Source organism: Idiomarina sp. UBA3176, assembly GCF_002364295.1.
Classification (GTDB): Bacteria; Pseudomonadota; Gammaproteobacteria; order Enterobacterales; family Alteromonadaceae; genus Idiomarina; species Idiomarina loihiensis.
This window is the reverse complement of record NZ_DEXU01000023.1, coordinates 356,470-375,775: the sequence shown is the minus strand read 5'-3', so window position 1 is coordinate 375,775 and position 19,306 is coordinate 356,470. Positions and strand designations below refer to the sequence as shown.

Genomic DNA, 19,306 nt, shown 5'->3' with positions numbered 1-19,306 from the left:
CTTCTTATTAAATTTTGCAGGCGCCGCCGGCACAGTCATCATCTTCTTCAATGATCACTTCTGTCGGCTGAGCTTGAGACGCAGCAGCACCTTTACGTGCAGCAATGTCGGATTGATTATCCGCAGCACCGTCACGGGTGTTGTGATAGTAAAGCGTCTTAACACCAAGCTTATAGGCCGTTAATAAGTCCTGCAGAAGCTGCTTCATTGGTACTTTACCGGCTTGGAATTTACTTGGGTCGTAATTGGTGTTCGCAGAAATTGTCTGGTCGACAAACTTTTGCATAATACCAACCAGCTCAAGGTATCCCTTGTTGTTCGGGATTTGCCATAACAGCTCGTACTTGTCTTTTAAGTTTTCGTAATCAGGAACTACCTGTTTGGTGACACCGTCTTTTGACGACTTAATGCTGACAAAACCACGAGGCGGTTCAATACCGTTAGTCGCGTTAGAAATCTGCGACGATGTCTCAGAAGGCATTAACGCTGATAACGTGGAGTTACGCATGCCGTGTTGTTTGATGTCGGCACGAAGCTTGTCCCAGTCCAGATGCAGAGGTTCATCGCAAACCTTATCCAGGTCTTTCTTGTAGGTATCGGTTGGCATAATGCCCTGAGAGTAGGTGGTCTCATTAAATTTAGGGCACGCACCTCTTTCTTTAGCCAGATTCATTGACGCCTGCATCAGATAATACTGTATTGCCTCAAAGGTCTGGTGAACCAGGCCATTTGCAGAACCGTCTGAATATTTAACGCCGTGCTTAGCTAAGTAGTAAGCAAAGTTAATCACACCAATGCCCAGAGTACGACGGTTCATTGTTGCATTATAAGCGGCCGGAACAGGGTATTCCTGATAGTCCAGCAGGCTATCCAGTGCGCGAACGGCTAAGTCGGCTAAGTTTTCAAACTCGCCCAGGTTTTCAATTTTGCCTAAGTTAAAGGCCGACAGCGTACAAAGGGCAATTTCACCTTCTTCGTCGTTCACATGACTTAGAGGCTTAGTTGGTAACGCAATTTCAAGACACAGGTTGCTCTGACGAATAGGAGCAACTTTAGAATCGAACGGGCTGTGCGTGTTGCAGTGGTCAACGTTTTGTACGTAGATACGGCCAGTACTGGCGCGTTCCTGCATAAACAAACCAAACAACTCAATGGCTTTAATACGTTTTTTGCGGATGCTTTCATCCTGCTCGTACTGAAGGTACAAACGCTCAAATTCGTCCTGATCTTCAAAGAATGCGTCGTAAAGGCCTGGCACATCCGACGGGCTGAACAAGGTAATGTAATCGTCTTTAATCAGACGCTGGTACATGGTGCGGTTAAACTGCACACCGTAATCCAGATGGCGAACCCGGTTTTCTTCAACACCGCGGTTGTTTTTCAGTACCAATAAGCTTTCAACTTCCAGATGCCAAAGCGGGTAGAACAGGGTAGCGGCGCCACCACGAACACCACCTTGCGAACAGCTTTTTACCGCTGTCTGGAAATATTTATAGAACGGAATACAACCTGTGTGGAAGGCTTCACCGTTACGGATCGGGCTGCCCAGAGCGCGAATACGCCCTGCGTTAATGCCAATACCGGCACGCTGCGATACGTATTTTACGATGGCGCTTGAAGTGGCATTAATAGAATCGAGACTATCGCCGGCTTCAATCAGAACGCAGGAGCTGAACTGACGCGTAGGCGTGCGCACACCCGACATAATAGGTGTTGGTAGCGAGATTTTGAATTCAGAAGCGGCGTCGTAGAAACGTTTAACGTAGTCCATACGAGTGCTTTTCGGGTAGTTGGCAAACAAACAAGCCGCTACCAGAATGTATAAGAACTGAGCGCTTTCATAGATGTCGCCGGTAACCCGGTTTTGAACCAGATATTTGTTCTCTAGCTGTTTAACGGCCGCGTACGAGAAGTTCATGTCACGCCAGTGATCCAGAATTTCGTCCATCTGGTCAAATTCTGCTTCAGTATAGTCTTCCAGCAGGTGCTCATCGTAGCGATGCTCTGCAACCATCTTTTTGACCTGGTCGTAAAGACGCGGTGGCTCAAACTTACCGTAGGCCCGTTTGCGCAAGTGAAAAATAGCCAGACGCGCAGCCATATATTGATAGTCGGGCGCTTCTTCTGAAATTAAATCAGCTGCAGCTTTGATGATGGTCTCGTGGATATCTTCGGTTTTAATACCGTCGTAAAACTGAATGTGAGACTTGATTTCGACCTGAGAAGCTGAAACATTGTTAAGACCTTCAGCGGCCCACATGATAACCCGGTGAATTTTATCGAGGTTTAGCGGTTCGCGTTCGCCGCTGCGTTTAGTGACATAAAGTTGCTCGTTCATTTTGCGCCGACTCTTAGCTTTTTGTTATATGTTTGTAGCCACAAGATATTGTGCTTATTAGTTGTACAGGGCGATATTTACACAATATCTAGTGTCTTGGGAATGAAGAGTATGCTAGGTCTAACTGCCACTTCGATCAAGTAAATTTACGGGCAAAAACAGGAATAATTTTGATTTAGAAATCTTGATTTTTTGTCAGCCTTTGTTTGGCGTGAGTTTGCGCTGGTAATCTTGCTATATATTTTTTTGATCTTTTAAAAGATGTTTATAGATCAAGAATTATCAATAGCTAGTAACTTCAGTAACTCCAGTGGTGAGGCGATATGATAGTCGGCTTGCCAGCGTTGCGGCTGATCCTCATTGCTAATATAACCATATTCAGCAAGCACAGTAACCATGCCGGCATTGCGACCAGCTTCGATATCCCGTTCCGCATCTCCGACATAAAGACAGTCGGCAGGTTCTATTCCCAGCTTTTCAGCCGCATAGAATAAAGGTTCCGGCGAAGGCTTTGCTACGCTTAAGGTATCACCGCTTACGACCACACGAATAGCTTCAAACTCCGGGAAGTGAGGCAATAATTGTTGGGTTAGGCGCTCTGGCTTATTGGTGACTATAGCAACTTGAATAGATTCACGCTGCAGCACGGCAAGTAGCTCCAAAACCCCAGGGTAGGGTTGCGTATGAGTGGCTATATTTTGTTTATAAGCACTGAGAAAAGCGTGCCTGAGTTCGGCTTCCATGTCGCTGTACTCATTGGCAAAAGCTAGCTGCAGCATACCTCTGGAGCCATGCGACGCGACTGGCGTAAACACCTCAGCCGTAATAGCAGGGCGTTCGTATTGTTCGCATACAGCGTTCAGTGCAGCACCCAGATCTGGGGCTGTATCAAGCAGCGTGCCGTCTAAATCGAACAATACCGCCTTTACAGGAGAATTCCTGTCTGATGAGGCCATTTATGACTCCGGCTTCTTTAAAGCGATAATGTAATTCACATCAACATCTTTTTCTGAAAGAACAAAGCCTTTCAGTGGATTAAAGATAAGACCATTAATGGCGATATCTTCTAACGCGGCGGCATCTGTCATACGCAGTAGCTCTGATGGTTTGATAAAACGTTGATGCTGATGAGTTCCTTTGGGAACCCAGCCTAAAACATGCTCAGCGGCAACAATACCTAATAGCCAAGACTTTACATTCCGGTTTAGCGTGGAAAAAAAGATCTTCCCGCCAGGTTTTAGTGCTTTAGCACAGGCTTTTACAATAGCCTCAGGGTCAGGTACATGCTCCAGCATCTCCAGACAAGTCACCACATCAAAGCTTGCTGGCTGCTGATCCGCCAGAGTTTCAATAGCAATGCATTGGTAGTCGATTTGACGGCCGCTTTCTAAGGCGTGCAAACGCGCCACTTTTAACGACTGTTCGGCTAAATCAACCCCTGTAACCTGAGCGCCTCGTTCAGCCATAGCTTCACTGAGTAATCCACCGCCGCAACCAACATCCAGTACCTTTTTACCGAACAGGCCTTCAGCATGGTTTTCAATAAAACCCAGTCGAACAGGGTTTATTTTATGTAAGGGTTTGAATTCTCCATCGGGATCCCACCAGCGCGAGGCCAGGGCTGAAAATTTTGCGATCTCTTCCGGATCGACGTTTTTTTGTTCACTTTTAGAGCGACTGGTGGTCATAGATTATGCGTCTTTAAGAGATGGATAACGCGGCTAGTCTACCTCAGGCAAAGAATAAGAAAAAGAGGGTGCGAGACGCGTTTGGGATGGGTACAATGATTGGATCAAAATAACAATGAATATGCGGATCTATATTTAGGGAATAAACTATGAGCGATCTAGGCAGAGAAGTGTCACCGGTAAATATCGAAGACGAACTAAAGAGCTCGTACCTCGATTATGCTATGAGCGTCATTGTTGGGCGTGCTTTACCAGATGTTCGTGACGGCCTGAAGCCAGTACACAGACGAGTCTTGTTCGCAATGAACGAATTGCGCAACGACTTTAATAAACCTTATAAAAAGTCAGCTCGTGTCGTTGGTGACGTTATTGGTAAATATCACCCGCACGGTGATAGTGCTGTTTACGACACTATTGTACGTATGGCACAGAACTTCTCCTTGCGTTATATGCTGGTCGACGGCCAGGGTAACTTTGGTTCGGTTGACGGCGACTCTGCCGCCGCGATGCGTTATACCGAAATTCGCATGGCGAAAATTGCGCATCAGTTACTTGCCGATTTAGATAAAGAAACGGTTGATTTTGTAGACAACTATGATGGTACCGAGCGTATTCCTGACGTTCTGCCTACCCGTGTACCTAACCTGTTAGTTAATGGTTCTTCTGGTATTGCCGTTGGTATGGCAACGAACATCCCTCCTCATAATCTGACCGAAGTTGTCGATGGTGCACTCGCCATGATTGATAACCCGGACATTGATGTTGAAGGGCTAATGGAATACATCCCGGGGCCGGACTTCCCGACAGCGGCAACAATTTCTGGGCGTAGCGGTATTGTCGAAGCTTATAAAACCGGTCGTGGCCGTATTCATTTGCGCGCTCAGGCAGAAATTGAAGTTGACGAGAAAACGGGTAAAGAAACCATCATTGTTACGGAAATTCCGTATCAGGTGAATAAAGCTCGCTTAATTGAAAAAATTGCTGAGTTGGTTAAAGAAAAACGCGTTGAAGGTATAAGTGCCTTGCGCGATGAGTCTGATAAAGACGGTATGCGTATCGTTATTGAGATCCGTCGTGGCGATGTTGGCGAAGTTGTTCTTAACCATTTGTACGCTAATACCCAGTTACAGGTTGTGTTTGGTATCAACATGGTTGCTCTGGATAAAGGCCAGCCGCGTTTGTTTAACCTGCGCGATATGCTGGATTGTTTTGTCCGTCATCGTCGTGAAGTGGTCACGCGCCGCTCAGTCTACGAATTACGTAAAGCTCGTGAACGTGCCCATATTTTGGAAGGCCTGGCGATATCGCTGGCCAATATTGACGAAATTATTGAGCTTATCCGTCGCTCGCCAACGCCTGCTGAAGCTAAAGCTGGTCTAATTGCCCGCGCATGGCAGCTGGGCGATGTTGCTGCAATGCTGGAAACTGCCGGCGTTGATGCTGCGCGTCCTGATCATCTGCCAGAAGAATACGGCATTCGCGATGGCAACTATCACCTGACCGAAGAACAAGCTCAGGCTATTCTCGATTTACGCCTGCACAAACTGACCGGTTTAGAACACGAAAAAATTCTGGATGAATATAAAGGCCTGTTAGAACAGATTGCTGAACTGCTGCATATTCTGAACAGTTCAGAGCGCCTGATGGAAGTGATTCGTGAAGAACTAGTAGAAATACGTAACAACTTCGGCGATGAGCGTAAAACGGATATTACTGCTGCTGCTCACGACATCAGCATGGAAGATTTAATCAACGAAGAAGACGTGGTTCTGACCCTTTCTCACGAAGGCTATGTGAAGTATCAGCCATTGACTGAATACGAAGCACAACGTCGTGGTGGTAAAGGTAAAGCCGCTACTAAGATGAAAGACGAAGACTTTATAGAAAGACTGTGGGTAGCGAACACGCATGACACCATTTTGTGCTTCTCAACCCGTGGCCGTATTTACTGGATGAAAGTTTACCAGTTGCCGCTGGCTAGCCGTGCGTCTCGTGGTAAACCAATAGTGAACTTGTTGCCGCTTGAAGCTGATGAGCGTATTACCGCTATTTTGCCAACACGGGACTATCCGGAAGATAAGTTCGTTGTTATGGCAACACGCAAAGGAACCATCAAGAAAACGCCATTACCAGAGTACTCACGTCCTCGTAACGGCGGCATCATTGCACTGAACCTGGTTGATGACGACGAGCTGATTGGTGTTGATATCACTGACGGGACCGGCGAAATTATGCTGTTCTCTGACGCAGGCAAAGTGGTGCGCTTCGCTGAAGAGCAAGTGCGCTCAATGGGTCGTACCGCAACCGGTGTTCGTGGTATTCGCTTAGAAGAAGGGCAGCGTGTTGTATCACTGATTGTTCCTCGTGAATACGAAGAGGAAGAAGCGAATGTATTAACCGTGACTGAAAACGGTTACGGCAAACGTACGCCGCTAAGTGAATACCCAGCTAAGAGCCGCGCTACCAAAGGTGTGGTCTCTATTAAGGTCAGCGAGCGCAATGGTTCCGTTGTCGGCGCCATGGAAGTTATTGATGGCAATGAGATCATGCTTATCAGCAATAAAGGCACTCTGGTAAGAACTCGCGTCAACGAGGTTTCTACTGTTGGTCGTAACACTCAGGGCGTGCGCTTAATTCGCACCGCTGATGATGAAAAAGTGGTTGGCTTGCAGCGTATTGACGAAATTGATGAAGATGAAGTGTTAATTGACGGCGAGGTTGTTGCTGAAGAAGGTGAAACCGCAGCTGAAGACAATACTGAAAATCAAGAAGGTTCCGACGAGTCATGAGTCAGTTGTTTAACTTTTCTGCTGGACCGGCAATGTTGCCGGTCGACGTTTTGAAACAAGCTCAGGAAGAGTTACTGAACTGGAATGGACAGGGCGTATCGGTGATGGAAATTTCTCACCGCGACCCTGTTTATGTCCACATGGCACGTGAAGCTGAGCAAGACCTGCGCGACCTGTTAAATGTGCCGGACGATTACGAAGTACTCTTTTTACAAGGCGGAGGGCGAGGCCAGTTTTCTGCGGTTCCGCAAAATATAGCGTCACCGGATGCCTCTGTAGATTATCTGGATACAGGAATTTGGTCTGGTTTTGCTATCAGGGAAGCCGAAAAGTTTGTTTCTAAAGTGAATGTTGCCGGGCAAGTTCAGGAAGGCGCTAAAGGCAAAGAAATTCAGTCTCCAGAAAACTGGAAGTTGTCTGAGAATGCCGCCTATTTTCATTATTGTCCTAATGAAACCGTCGATGGTATTGCGCTGCATGAGATTCCTGACGTAAAAGCGCCAATTGTTGCTGATATGTCATCGAATATTCTTTCTGAACCACTGGATGTCTCAAAGTTTGGCGTCATATACGCTGGAGCTCAAAAGAATATTGGCCCTTCCGGTTTTGCCATTGCGATTGTTAAAAAGTCTCTATTAGGTCATCCGCAGAAGCAGGTGTCATCTATTATGGATTACCAGCTTCAGGCTAAAGACGGGTCTATGTACAACACGCCCAACACTTTTGCCTGGTACCTGGCCGGGTTGGTATTCAAGTGGCTAAAAGCTCAGGGCGGATTAACCGCTATGGGCGAACGCAACCGGCATAAAGCACAGCTTTTATATGATTTTGTCGATAAGTCCGATTTTTACAGAAATGATATTAATCCGGCTTACCGTTCAATTATGAACATTCCTTTCCAATTGGCCGACGACAAGCTTGATGCAGAATTTTTGCAAGGCGCTAAAAACCAAGGTTTATTGGGGCTAAAAGGGCATCGCTTTGTTGGTGGCATGAGAGCCAGTATTTATAACGCAATGCCAGTGGAAGGCGTAGAAGCATTGTTAAGTTATATGGCTGATTTCGAGCGCAAGCTTGGCTAAATAAATAGAATAAAAAAGGTAGTGAATCGCTATGGCAGAATTTAATGCATTAGAACTGGTTAATCCCGGAGTAAAGCAATTACGTCCGTATCAGGCAGGTAAGCCTACGTCTGAATTACAGCGTGAGTTAGGTCTGCAGCACGTGGTTAAGCTGGCTTCAAATGAGAACCCTCTGGGTTTGAGTGAAAAAGTAAAAACCGCGCTGGAAGCTGAGTTAACCGATTTAGTGCGTTACCCCGATGCTAACGGTTACTACCTTAAAAGTCGTCTGGCAGAACTCAACGAGGTCGGTACGCAACAAATTACTCTGGGTAACGGCTCTAACGATGTTTTAGAGATTTTAGCTCGTACCTTTGTGTCAGATAAAGACGAAGTTATTTTCTCTCAGCATGCGTTTGTGGTGTATCCGCTGGTTACTCAGGCTATTGGCGCAAAACCCGTTGCCGTTCCTGCGGTAGATTATGGCCATGATCTTGATGGTATGGCTAAAGCCGTTACCGATAAAACCAAGATGATTTTTATTGCTAACCCCAATAATCCAACGGGCACATTTTTATCAACCTCAGCACTGAAAAGCTTTCTGGACAAAATACCGCAGCATATTATTGTGGTTCTGGATGAAGCCTATTACGAGTATGTGCCGGAAGACCAGTGTGCGCCATCGGTAGAGTGGATAAAAGAATATCCTAATCTTGTGGTTAGCCGGACGTTTTCTAAAGCTTATGGCTTAGCGGGTTTGCGCGCAGGTTATGCGGTAAGTCATGAGAGCGTTGCCGATGTGCTTAACCGCATTCGCCAGCCATTCAACATGAATTCGTTATCGCTGAAAGCTGCTGAAGTCGTATTAGATGATCACGCTTATTTGCAAAAAGCCGTTGAACTAAACGCTCAGGGTATGCAGCTATTAACTGAGTTTTGTGAAGAGTCCGGACTTAACTACATTCCATCTTACGGTAACTTTTTAACCATAGAAGTTGGGCTCGGTGCTGAGAAGCTTTATGACGAACTTCTGCATGAGGGCGTTATTGTACGTCCTGTTGGCGGCTATGAGTTGCCTAATCATTTACGTGTCAGCATTGGCCTGCCTGAAGAAAACCAGGCCTTTATTAAGGCAATGAAAAAGCTGCGTGGTTAATTCTATTCATTTAGAGCCGCGACAGCATTGTCGCGGTACTGTCACCTTACCCGGTTCAAAAAGCATTGCTAACCGGGCATTGCTTATGGCTGCTTTATGCCAGACTCCCGTCATCTTACATAATTTACTGGTTAGCGATGACACCAGCCGCATGCGTGAAGCTCTTAATGCACTGGGAGTGAGCTTTGAAGATGACAAACTCACTACCCGGGTGCATGGGTTAGGAGGGCATTGGAATAAACCGGCTTCTGAGCTCTATCTGGGAAACGCCGGCACGGCAATGCGGCCGCTCATAGCTGTGTTAGCGGCAACATTAAAAAGCGAACACCAAGCGGTAGTGTTAAAAGGTGATGCCCGAATGCATGAGCGACCTGTAAAGCACTTAATTGATGCTATACAGCCTCGTGGGGCAGGAGTTAATTATCTGGGGGAGACAGGGTTCCCTCCGTTAGAAATGACTTCTGGTTTAAAGCCGGGTCACTTTGAAATTGATGGTTCGGTATCCAGCCAGTTTATCTCGGCCTTACTGATGGCACTGCCGTTACTGCCCGGTGACTCAACCCTGACATTAAAAGGGAATGTGGTTTCACGACCTTACATTGAACTGACGCTGCAAATGCTGTCCGACTTTGGCATTTCGATAAAAGAAGACGCTCCTCAGTGCTACGCTATTACTGGCGGGCAATGCTACCAGTCGCCAGGCGAATACTGGGTCGAAGGCGATGCCAGTGCTGCGTCTTATTGGATGGCTGCCGCGCTGTTAGGTAAAGGTCCGGTTGAGATTATCGGTGTTGGTAAAAACTCGATTCAGGGCGACAAACGCTTCGCCGAAGTCATTGAAGCCATGGGCGCGTCAGTGAGCTACCATAAAAACAGCATGACCGTATCCGGCACAGGAAGTGTACAGGGCATTGACCAGGACTTTAATGATATTCCCGATGCGGCAATGACAGTCGCGCCACTGGCTTTATTCGCAAATAAGCCGACGACAATTCGTAATGTCGCAAACTGGCGGGTTAAAGAAACCGACCGCCTTCATGCTATGGCAACTGAGCTGCGAAAGCTCGGTGCCACAGTCGATGAGGGCGAGGACTTTCTCCGCATTGAACCGCTGAAACACTGGCGACATATTGCAATTGATACTTATGACGATCACCGCATGGCAATGTGCTTTTCGTTAGTAGCATTTTCCTCCGCTGGAGTGACAATCAATGATCCCGGTTGTTGTGCAAAGACCTATCCCGACTATTTTTCCGAGTTTTCACGGCTCTGTCACAGTTAACTCTTAGACTCGCTGACTTTGATTAATGCAATTTTTTTACAAATGCGTATAATTGCGCGGCTAAATGCTGCGTAATGCAGAGCAATTAGAGGATTTTATGACAACTCATATTCCAGTCATTACGATTGACGGGCCGAGTGGGGCAGGAAAAGGAACTATCAGTCGATTATTGGCTGAAAAGCTAGGATGGCACTTGCTGGACAGTGGCGCAATTTATCGCGTACTGGCATTAGCGGCTTTGCACCATGATTTTACGCCGGAAGATGAAGAAAGCCTGGTGGCTTTGGCGGCGCACCTGGATGTGAAGTTTGAAGCAGAAGAGGAACGCTCATTGACACATATTATTCTTGAAGGCGAGGATGTGACCATGACCATCCGTACCGAGCAAGTGGGTAATATGGCGTCAAAAATAGCGGCTTTACCACGAGTCAGAGAAGCTCTACTGCGCCGCCAGCGTGGGTTTAAAGAGCTTCCGGGTCTGGTGGCCGACGGCCGTGATATGGGAACTGTTGTTTTCACTGATGCCGATGCCAAAATCTTTTTAACGGCTTCTGCCGAAGAGCGCGCAAGACGACGCTTTGGGCAATTGAAGGAAAAAGGTTTTGATGCTAATATTGATCAATTAGTGAACGAAATTAAAGAAAGAGATGATCGTGATACGAATCGCTCGGTGGCACCTCTTAAGCCAGCTGAGGATGCGTTGTATCTGGATTCCACTGATACGTCCATAGAGGACGTGTTGGAACAAGTATTGACGTTTGCGCACAGCAAACTCTCAAAGACTAGCTAGGGTCAGGTGACCTTAATTAGGCGTCTGTTGTAAGGAAGCGAACAGACTATTTTAATAACCCCGCTGTATACGGAAGTTCAGTGGACGTCTTATTTATAAGCGAAGTTAATTACTATGTCAGAAAATTTTGCAGAATTATTTGAAGAAAGCCTAAAGGAAGTTGAAACACGCCCGGGCTCCATTGTTAAAGGTACTATCGTTGCTATCGAAAAAGATTTGATCCTGGTTGATGCCGGCCTTAAATCAGAAAGCGCGATTCCAGCAGAACAATTCCGTAATGCAGAAGGTGAATTAGAAGTCAGCGTCGGCGACGTAGTTGACGTAGCCCTTGATGCAGTTGAAGACGGCTTTGGCGAAACCATTCTGTCTCGCGAAAAAGCGAAGCGTTATGAAGCATGGCTGCAACTGGAAAAAGCACACGAAGACAATGCAACCGTTATCGGTATTATCTCTGGTAAGGTTAAGGGTGGCTTTACAGTAGACTTAGGCGGCGTTCGCGCGTTCTTGCCTGGTTCACTGGTTGATGTACGTCCAGTACGTGAAACAACGCACCTGGAAAACAAAGATTTAGAATTCAAAGTTATCAAGCTTGATCAAAAACGTAACAACGTTGTTGTTTCTCGCCGTGCTGTTATCGAGAAAGAAAACAGTGCAGAGCGTGAAGAGCTGCTTGAAAACTTGCAAGAAGGCCAGGAAGTTCAGGGTATCGTTAAGAACCTGACTGACTACGGCGCGTTCGTTGACTTAGGCGGCGTAGATGGCTTATTGCACATTACCGATATGGCTTGGAAACGCGTTAAGCACCCAAGTGAAATCGTAAACGTTGGCGATGAAATCACTGTTAAAGTATTGAAGTTTGACCGTGAACGCACTCGTGTATCTCTTGGCCTTAAGCAGTTAGGCGAAGATCCATGGGCTGATATCGCAAACCGCTACCCAGAAGGGCATCGTTTAACTGGTCGTGTTACGAACTTGACTGATTACGGTTGCTTCGTCGAAATCGAAGAGGGTGTTGAAGGTCTTGTTCACGTATCAGAAATGGACTGGACTAACAAAAACGTTCATCCTTCTAAAGTGGTTAACCTGGACGACACTGTTGAAGTTATGGTTCTGGAAATTGACGAAGAACGTCGTCGCATTTCACTAGGCCTTAAACAGTGCAAGCCTAACCCATGGGAAGAGTTTGCGAAGAACCATAATAAAGGCGAGCAAGTTACTGGTAAGATCAAGTCAATCACTGACTTTGGTATCTTCATCGGTCTTGACGGCGGTATTGATGGTTTGGTTCACTTGTCAGATATTAGCTGGAACGCTACTGGCGAAGAAGCTGTTCGTGATTACAAAAAAGGTGAAGAAGTTACCGCTGTAGTCATGCAGGTTGATGCTGAACGTGAGCGTATTTCACTGGGTATCAAACAGCTTGAAGAAGACCCATTCAATAACTACCTGGCGGCCAATAAAAAAGGTGCTATTGTTACAGGTACAGTTACTGAAGTAGACGCTAAAGGCGCTAAAGTTGAATTAGCTGAAAGCGTTGAAGGTTATGTTCGTGCTGCAGACATTTCACGCGACCGCGTTGAAGATGCAAGCACTGAACTGAGCGTTGGTGATTCTATTGAAGCTCGCTTCATGGGCGTTGACCGTAAAAACCGTACTCTGAGCTTGTCTATCCGTGCGAAAGACGAAGTTGAAGAGAAAGAAGCGGTTGAAAGCGTTAATAAGCAACAGGACAGTGGTTCTGGTCTTAACAGCGCAATGGCAGAAGCCTTTAAAGCTGCAAAAACTGACGACGAATAATTTACTGCACTGTTGCAGTTAATTTGAAGGAGGTAATGATGACTAAATCAGAGCTGATTGAAAGGTTAACTTTGAAGCACGAGTTACCTCCTAAGCAGGTTGAAGCTTCGGTAAAAGAGATACTCGAACAGATGGTGCAATCCTTATCGCAAGGTAAGCGCGTTGAAATTCGGGGCTTTGGAAGCTTCTCTCTGCATTATCGGGCTCCTCGTGTTGGCCGTAATCCTAAAACAGGTGATCCTGTTGAATTAGACGGAAAATATGTACCGCATTTTAAAGCGGGCAAAGAGCTTCGCGAGAGGGTCGATACATTAAGTTAGTTTTTACGCTCGATTGATAAAAACGGCATGCTATACTGGCATGCCGTTTTTTTATAACTAACAGGTAAGCAATTATGCTTAAAAAGCTGCTTATTCTCATTCCTGTATTAATCATATTTCTTTTAGCAATGGCTTTTGGTGCGCAGAACCCGCAAACCGTGGTTGTTAATCTACTGGTGCTGCAAACAGAGATGGCTGTTGCGTCGCTGCTTGCTATCTTTTTTGGTAGCGGTTTTCTGGTTGGTATTTTATTACTTTGCTTATCGAGTTTATCCTGGCGCTATCGGTATAACCGTTTAGTTAAGCGTTTAAATAAACTGGACAAGGAGAGTTAACGGCTCATGTTGGAGCTTCTCTTTCTGCTTCTACCAATTGCTGCTGCCTATGGCTGGTTCATGGGGCGTAATAGTGTTCGCACCGAAGAGCGAAAAGAGCAGAAACGTTTCTCCAAACAGTATGCGACTGGTATAAATCTGTTGCTTTCAGATCAACCCGACAAGGCGGTTGATCTATTTGTTGAGCTGTTGGATGTCGACAGCGAAACCATTGAAACTCACTGGACCTTAGGCAAGTTATTTCGCCGCAGAGGCGAAGTTGACCGCGCAATAAAAATTCATAAAAACCTGACGTCACTTCCCAATCTGTCTGAGCACGATCGCTTAACGGCTATGTACGAGTTGGGTAAAGACTACCTTTCTGCCGGAATCTATGACCGCGCTGAACAAATGTTTGCAGGCTTACAGAGTTACAAGTTATTCCGGGAAAAAAGCCAAAAGCACCTTCTTGAGCTTTATGAGTCCACGCACGAATGGGACAAAGCCATTAAAATAGCTTTGCGTCTGGCGAAGCAAAGCAGCCACGCGCGAGTCGTTCTTGCTCAGTTATATTGTGAGCTTGCCGAACTAGACGACAATATTCCGAGTAAAATAAAGCATTACAGCAAAGCGCTTAAACACGATAGTAATTGCGTTAGAGCGGTTCTCTCCCTGGGAAAAATCCATATGAAAGAAGGGGAGTATGGGGAGTCTATTAGTTACTTAACCCGGGTGTTCGAGCAGGACAAATCCTTTGTTTGCGAAACCATTCCTTTGCTAGAGGAAGCTTACGAGAAAACATCGGATACTCATACTTTTGTCGAATTTCTACACAGTTGCGTTGAGCACAATGCGGGTATAACAGCCGCTATTACATTGTCAGAAAAAATCTGTGAATCACAAAGTATTGAAGACGCAGAACACTTTATGACCCATGTTTTAGAGCAGCACCCGACTATGCGCGGATTCCATCATTTAATGGGGTTACACATTCGAGCCGCTGATGTGGGCAATGCACGTGACAGCCTTCGGAGGCTGCGTAAGATGGTTCACGAGCATATAGTGCAGCGCCCCAATTATAAGTGCCGTCACTGTGGTTTCTCCGGACATACTTTATATTGGCGTTGTCCATCGTGTAAGAGCTGGGCAACAACAAAACCTATTTTTGGATTAGATGGTGAATAACAACATGGCGTTACCGAAAATTTATGTTGCATTAGATTGCCAGACACAGGAAGCCGCTGACAATTTAGTGAGTCAATTACCAGCTGGAAAAGTTGGTCTTAAAGTGGGTAAGGAATTGTTTACTGCTATTGGACCCGACTGGGTGAAAAAGCAGGTTGAGCAAGGTTTTTCAGTATTTTTAGACTTAAAGTTTCATGATATTCCAAATACAGTGGCTAAGGCGGTAACCTCAGCAGCTAAAATGGGTGTTGATATAGTGAACGTGCACGCCAGCGGCGGTACCGAAATGATGAGCGCGGCAAGGGATGCATTAAAGCAATTTGATAAACCACCTTTATTAATAGCCGTGACTGTACTCACCAGCATGAGTGATTCTGACCTAAACGAAATAGGAATTCAGGCAACTGCGGAACAGCAAGTACTTAAACTGGCAAAACTAGCGCAGCAGGCTGGCTTGAACGGCGTGGTTTGTTCTGCTCAGGAAGCTCGTATGCTGAAACGTGATTTGGGTACGTCATTTAAGCTTGTAACGCCGGGTATCCGACCTGCCAACAGCGCCACTGGTGACCAAAAGCGGGTTATGACACCAGAAGCCGCAATAGAGGCTGGAGTCGATTACATGGTTATTGGGCGACCCATTACGCAGGCAACTGACCCAACCGCCAGCGTTGCGGAGATATTAACCTCTATAGGAGAATAACTCACTTACGCCTTCGCAATGTCGTAATCTTCTAATAGGGCTAAAAACTTCGGCTATAGTGTCTTTACTGCAGTGACGCAGTGATTTTTCAATAGGGAATGACACTATGAAGCTAAAATTAATTTCCATACTTGTTGCCTCATCGCTGTTTTTAGCAGCAGGGGCGCAAGCCACTCCATTATCCGCCTTACCAAACTTATCTCCAGTAGCACAGGCTGAAGAGGTTAAAACCGTCAATATCAATACGGGTTCAGCACAAGAGATATCGGCTGTTCTGGTTGGTGTCGGTGAGAAACGGGCTGAGCAGATCATCGAGTTAAGAGAGCAACTGGGTGGTTTTACCGAAGTAGAGCAGTTACTTGATGTAAAAGGTATTGGTGCTAAAACCTTAGAGAAAAACCGAGCCTTTATTACTATTAAGCCGTGACGGCAAGTAAACTCCAGAGATAAAAAAAGGCCGGTAGTTTGTTGCTACCGGCCTTCCTATTTCCTTACTAAACTTTCGTTTAGCTCAATTTAGTCACACTTTGCCATTTCGGCATAAGAAGTCGAACGCGCCTGAGAAATACTGGCGATACGACTGTCTTTAACAAACTGAGGGCGATTATCTGATGAAGCTACAGGCAGAGCCTTAAAGGCTTCTTTGCGTTCTTCAGCTGTTGCCTTTGTCATTGCAGAAAATGATGAACCACTTAATGAACGGTTAGGTATAACCGCTTCGGTTTTCATTTGCTTGCGTTTTTGCCCCGCAGCCCGTTGATGACGAGGAGAGCGGCGAGAGCGATCTCTGCTTTTCTTCTCTTCAGCCTTAGGCTCTGGCTTTTCTTCAACAGTGTCTTCTGTCTCAGTTGGCTTTGCAGGCTCTTCAGCGGTTTCAGAGCTATTACTTTGCTCTTCTTTAGCTGGTTCTGGCACGGCTTCACTGGCTTGCTCAACTGATGTTTCTGCTTTGTCATCAGATGCCACTTCTGGCTGAGCTTCAGGTTTAGTTGTGTCCGGCGTTTGCACTGTTTCGTCTGTACTGGTTTCAGTTTGTTGAGTTGCTTGAGTGTCCGCTTGAGGTGCTTTCTCTTCGCTACTCTCATCAACACTCTTCTCTACGCTCTTCTCTTCGCTCTGTTCTGCCGGAGTTGCAGATTGAGTCTGATTTTGTACCAACTCAGCAGCTGCCTGCATACGCGGATCCAGCACCTTATCAGAAATTGCTTTATTCTCGCTCTTGTCAGAACCCGATTGCTTTGCAGGTTTCTCTTTAGCCTGGGTTGGCTTTTGAGTATCTGCACCATCAGTCGACGCATCAGCAGACTTTTGAGCTGGCTGCGTTGGTTCTTTAGCTTCTACTGAATCGCCAGTCGATGAAACGCGAACGGATTTTTCAATCGGCTTACGTTGACGACGAGGTTTATCCTGAACAGCTTTAGCCTCTTTTGGCTTTTCTGCTTCAGCCGGGCTATCAACTTGCTCGTTCTTAGCCGCTTCTGGTTTTGGCTGCTGCTGATTTTTATTGCTGCGGCCACGACGTCTGCGATCGTTACGGTTGCGACTATTACGGTTACCTGCGTCATCGCGAGATTCCGTTGATTTATCTTCTGTAGCTGCAGAGGGGTTTTCTTTACTGGCTTCCTTGTCCTTACCCGCTGACTGGTTGCGGCCTCGCTGCTGGCGGTTTCCTGAGCGGCGATTACGGCCACGACGTTGCTGATTCCGCTGGTTCTGAGCATTGCGTTCTTTTTCTTTCTCAGCTTCAGCCTGTTTCTGTGCTTCATCTGAACCAAATAAGCCAGAGAACCAAGTCGCTAAACGACTCAACAAGGATGGTTGAGCTGCTTTTTTCTCTTCAACTTTAGGAGCCGGTGCTGGCGTAGGAGCTGCACTCGGTGCCTGAAGGCCTTTTAATGCAGGCTCTTCAAATTTAGCTTTATCCTGAGTCAAAGTAATAGAAACCGTAGATTCAGTTTGCTCCGGTTTTTGCACCAACTCAAAACTGGCCGATTCCGGAACTTCGTCATCACGAATACGTAACACTTCAAAGTGAGGTGTTTCCATATGGTGATTCGGGATAATAACGATTTTCACGTTATGACGCTTTTCAATATGATTTACGGATTGACGCTTTTCATTGAGCAAATAAGTTGCGACATCGACCGGAACCTGAGCATGCACCTGAATGGTGTTGTCTTTTATGGCTTCTTCTTCAATCAAGCGCAAGATCGACAGAGCTAAAGAATCGCTCGAACGTATAGTTCCCTGACCATTACAACGAGGGCAAACATTGTTTGCTGATTCGCCCAGCGAAGGACGTAAACGCTGACGAGACATTTCCATCAAGCCAAAGCGCGAAATGCGGGCTACCTGAATACGCGCTCTGTCCTGAGATAAGCTATCGCGTAAACGATTTTCAACATCACGTTGATGGCGGGCAGGGGTCATATCAATAAAGTCGATAACCACTAAGCCGCCAACGTCGCGTAAACGCAACTGACGTGCTATTTCTTCGGCTGCTTCAAGGTTGGTCTGCAATGCCGTTTCTTCGATATCGCCACCTTTAGTTGCACGTGACGAGTTAATATCGATGGATGTCAGTGCTTCGGTTGGGTCGATAACAATTGAACCACCTGACGGAAGGCGGACTTCGCGCTGGAATGCAGATTCAATTTGGCTTTCAATCTGGTAGTGACTGAAAAGCGGAACATCGCCTTCGTATTGTTTTACGCGTTGTAAAAAATCCGGACGAATAAGCTGTATATGACTACGGACTTGCTCGTAAACTTTCGGGCTATCGATGAGAACTTCACCGATGTCTCGGCGCAGGTAATCGCGTAAGGCGCGGAAAATAACGTTGCTTTCCTGATGAATAAGGAAAGGAGCAGGGCGCTCGTCTGCAGCTTTGCTAATGGCTTCCCAATGGTTAAGCAGAACATTCAAGTCCCACTCGAGCTCTTCTTTTGACTTGCCTACACCGGCGGTACGGACGATCAGTCCCATTTCTTTCGGAACATTGAGGTCAGATAGCGCCTCTTTTAGTGCTGAACGTTCATCGCCCTCAATACGGCGAGATATACCACCGGCTCGGGGGTTGTTCGGCATGAGCACCAAATAGCTGCCAGCCAGGGAAACAAAGGTAGTCAAAGCGGCGCCTTTTTGGCCTCGCTCTTCTTTGTCTATTTGAACAATAACTTCCTGGCCTTCTTTAACCACATCTTTGATGTTGGGGCGACCCTGGAAGGTATAACCTTGTGGAAAATAGGTTTTAGCTATTTCTTTAAGAGGAAGGAAGCCGTGGCGTTCTGCGCCATAATCGACAAAGGCAGCTTCGAGACTTGGCTCTATGCGTGTGATTTTGCCTTTATATATGTTTGCTTTTTTCTGTTCGTGACCAGGGCTTTCAATATCTAAATCGTAAAGGCGCTGGCCGTCAACCAGCGCAACACGCAACTCTTCTAATTGCGTGGCATTAATTAGCATTCTTTTCATTACTGTGACTCAATTCTTTGGGCCACAATATGACACGCCCCAATGGCGATCGTGCAATTATCGAATTCGTCTGTCGCTGCAAGCCCTTTGGGACCTGCGTTACCCGTCATCTACAACGTGTAACTAAAATGAGTTTGACTGTGCCGATAACACCAACTGTTCGGTGTCATATTGTCGCTAAATTTTACGTCTGCAATCGATTATGAAACAAAGCGTATTCAATGTGCTGTGTTCTTCTCCGTGCCATCAACATCTCGGCTAGTCACTTCATTAGACTTTAAAACCGTACGCTGATGTGGATAATGCGTCGCTCTGCTATTTCGATTGCGCGAAATATATTCTTCGTCTGCCATCTTCGATGGACTTTGACACTTAATTATTCCATGAAAACCACTGAAAATACAAGCAACAA

Annotated in this window: 15 protein-coding genes; 11 read left to right on the top strand and 4 right to left on the bottom strand. The window is 46.3% G+C overall.

From position 1 onward, the window contains the following. Positions 1-7: 7 nt before the first annotated feature. From nrdA to ubiG, 3 genes are all read right to left on the bottom strand, one after another. Positions 8-2,338 carry a class 1a ribonucleoside-diphosphate reductase subunit alpha gene (nrdA, locus tag B2U97_RS11380; RefSeq protein WP_011234609.1) on the bottom strand — a complete coding sequence of 777 codons (2,331 nt, stop codon included), beginning with the start codon at positions 2,336-2,338 and terminating at the stop codon, positions 8-10. A 272-nt stretch (positions 2,339-2,610) separates the two neighbouring features. Beyond that, the gene (locus tag B2U97_RS11375; protein WP_011234608.1) at positions 2,611-3,294 is read right to left on the bottom strand and encodes an HAD family hydrolase; all 684 of its coding nucleotides are present in this window, start codon (positions 3,292-3,294) and stop codon (positions 2,611-2,613) included. Continuing rightward, positions 3,295-4,026: a bifunctional 2-polyprenyl-6-hydroxyphenol methylase/3-demethylubiquinol 3-O-methyltransferase UbiG gene (ubiG, locus tag B2U97_RS11370; protein WP_286822661.1), complete on the bottom strand. Its 732-nt coding sequence runs from the start codon at positions 4,024-4,026 to the stop codon at positions 3,295-3,297. 149 nt (positions 4,027-4,175) lie between these two features. Here ubiG and gyrA point away from each other — a divergent pair, with 149 nt between their 5' ends. From gyrA to B2U97_RS11315, 11 genes are all read left to right on the top strand, one after another. Next, on the top strand, positions 4,176-6,815 hold the full coding sequence (gene gyrA, locus B2U97_RS11365) for a DNA gyrase subunit A (protein WP_286822662.1): 2,640 nt from the start codon (positions 4,176-4,178) through the stop codon (positions 6,813-6,815). Beyond that, entirely contained in the window at positions 6,812-7,897 is a 1,086-nt protein-coding gene (serC, locus tag B2U97_RS11360; protein ID WP_286822663.1) for a 3-phosphoserine/phosphohydroxythreonine transaminase, read from the top strand. The genes gyrA and serC overlap by 4 nt, the downstream gene beginning before the upstream one ends. 31 nt (positions 7,898-7,928) lie before the next feature. Next, positions 7,929-9,032 (top strand): histidinol-phosphate transaminase, encoded by a 1,104-nt coding sequence (hisC, locus tag B2U97_RS11355; RefSeq protein WP_286822664.1) that lies wholly within the window; start codon positions 7,929-7,931, stop codon positions 9,030-9,032. Next, positions 9,025-10,314 (top strand): 3-phosphoshikimate 1-carboxyvinyltransferase, encoded by a 1,290-nt coding sequence (aroA, locus tag B2U97_RS11350; RefSeq protein ID WP_286822665.1) that lies wholly within the window; start codon positions 9,025-9,027, stop codon positions 10,312-10,314. The genes hisC and aroA overlap by 8 nt, the downstream gene beginning before the upstream one ends. 97 nt (positions 10,315-10,411) lie before the next feature. Further along, on the top strand, positions 10,412-11,104 hold the full coding sequence (gene cmk, locus B2U97_RS11345; protein WP_016341331.1) for a (d)CMP kinase: 693 nt from the start codon (positions 10,412-10,414) through the stop codon (positions 11,102-11,104). A 114-nt stretch (positions 11,105-11,218) separates the two neighbouring features. Next, complete coding sequence (gene rpsA / locus B2U97_RS11340) at positions 11,219-12,901, top strand: 30S ribosomal protein S1 (protein WP_011234601.1); 1,683 nt, start codon at positions 11,219-11,221, stop codon at positions 12,899-12,901. 38 nt (positions 12,902-12,939) lie between these two features. Beyond that, positions 12,940-13,221, top strand: coding sequence for an integration host factor subunit beta (ihfB, locus tag B2U97_RS11335; protein ID WP_011234600.1), 282 nt, complete (start codon positions 12,940-12,942; stop codon positions 13,219-13,221). A gap of 74 nt (positions 13,222-13,295) precedes the next feature. Continuing rightward, the gene (locus B2U97_RS11330; RefSeq protein ID WP_011234599.1) at positions 13,296-13,556 is read left to right on the top strand and encodes a lipopolysaccharide assembly protein LapA domain-containing protein; all 261 of its coding nucleotides are present in this window, start codon (positions 13,296-13,298) and stop codon (positions 13,554-13,556) included. Between the two features lie 6 nt (positions 13,557-13,562). Beyond that, positions 13,563-14,720 carry a lipopolysaccharide assembly protein LapB gene (lapB, locus tag B2U97_RS11325; protein WP_286822667.1) on the top strand — a complete coding sequence of 386 codons (1,158 nt, stop codon included), beginning with the start codon at positions 13,563-13,565 and terminating at the stop codon, positions 14,718-14,720. A 4-nt stretch (positions 14,721-14,724) separates the two neighbouring features. Beyond that, the gene (gene pyrF, locus B2U97_RS11320; protein ID WP_034823158.1) at positions 14,725-15,420 is read left to right on the top strand and encodes an orotidine-5'-phosphate decarboxylase; all 696 of its coding nucleotides are present in this window, start codon (positions 14,725-14,727) and stop codon (positions 15,418-15,420) included. A gap of 106 nt (positions 15,421-15,526) precedes the next feature. Continuing rightward, positions 15,527-15,847 (top strand): ComEA family DNA-binding protein, encoded by a 321-nt coding sequence (locus B2U97_RS11315; RefSeq protein WP_034823110.1) that lies wholly within the window; start codon positions 15,527-15,529, stop codon positions 15,845-15,847. Between the two features lie 89 nt (positions 15,848-15,936). Here B2U97_RS11315 and rne read toward each other — a convergent pair whose 3' ends face one another. After that, the gene (gene rne / locus B2U97_RS11310; RefSeq protein WP_114981289.1) at positions 15,937-18,894 is read right to left on the bottom strand and encodes a ribonuclease E; all 2,958 of its coding nucleotides are present in this window, start codon (positions 18,892-18,894) and stop codon (positions 15,937-15,939) included. Positions 18,895-19,306: the final 412 nt, after the last annotated feature.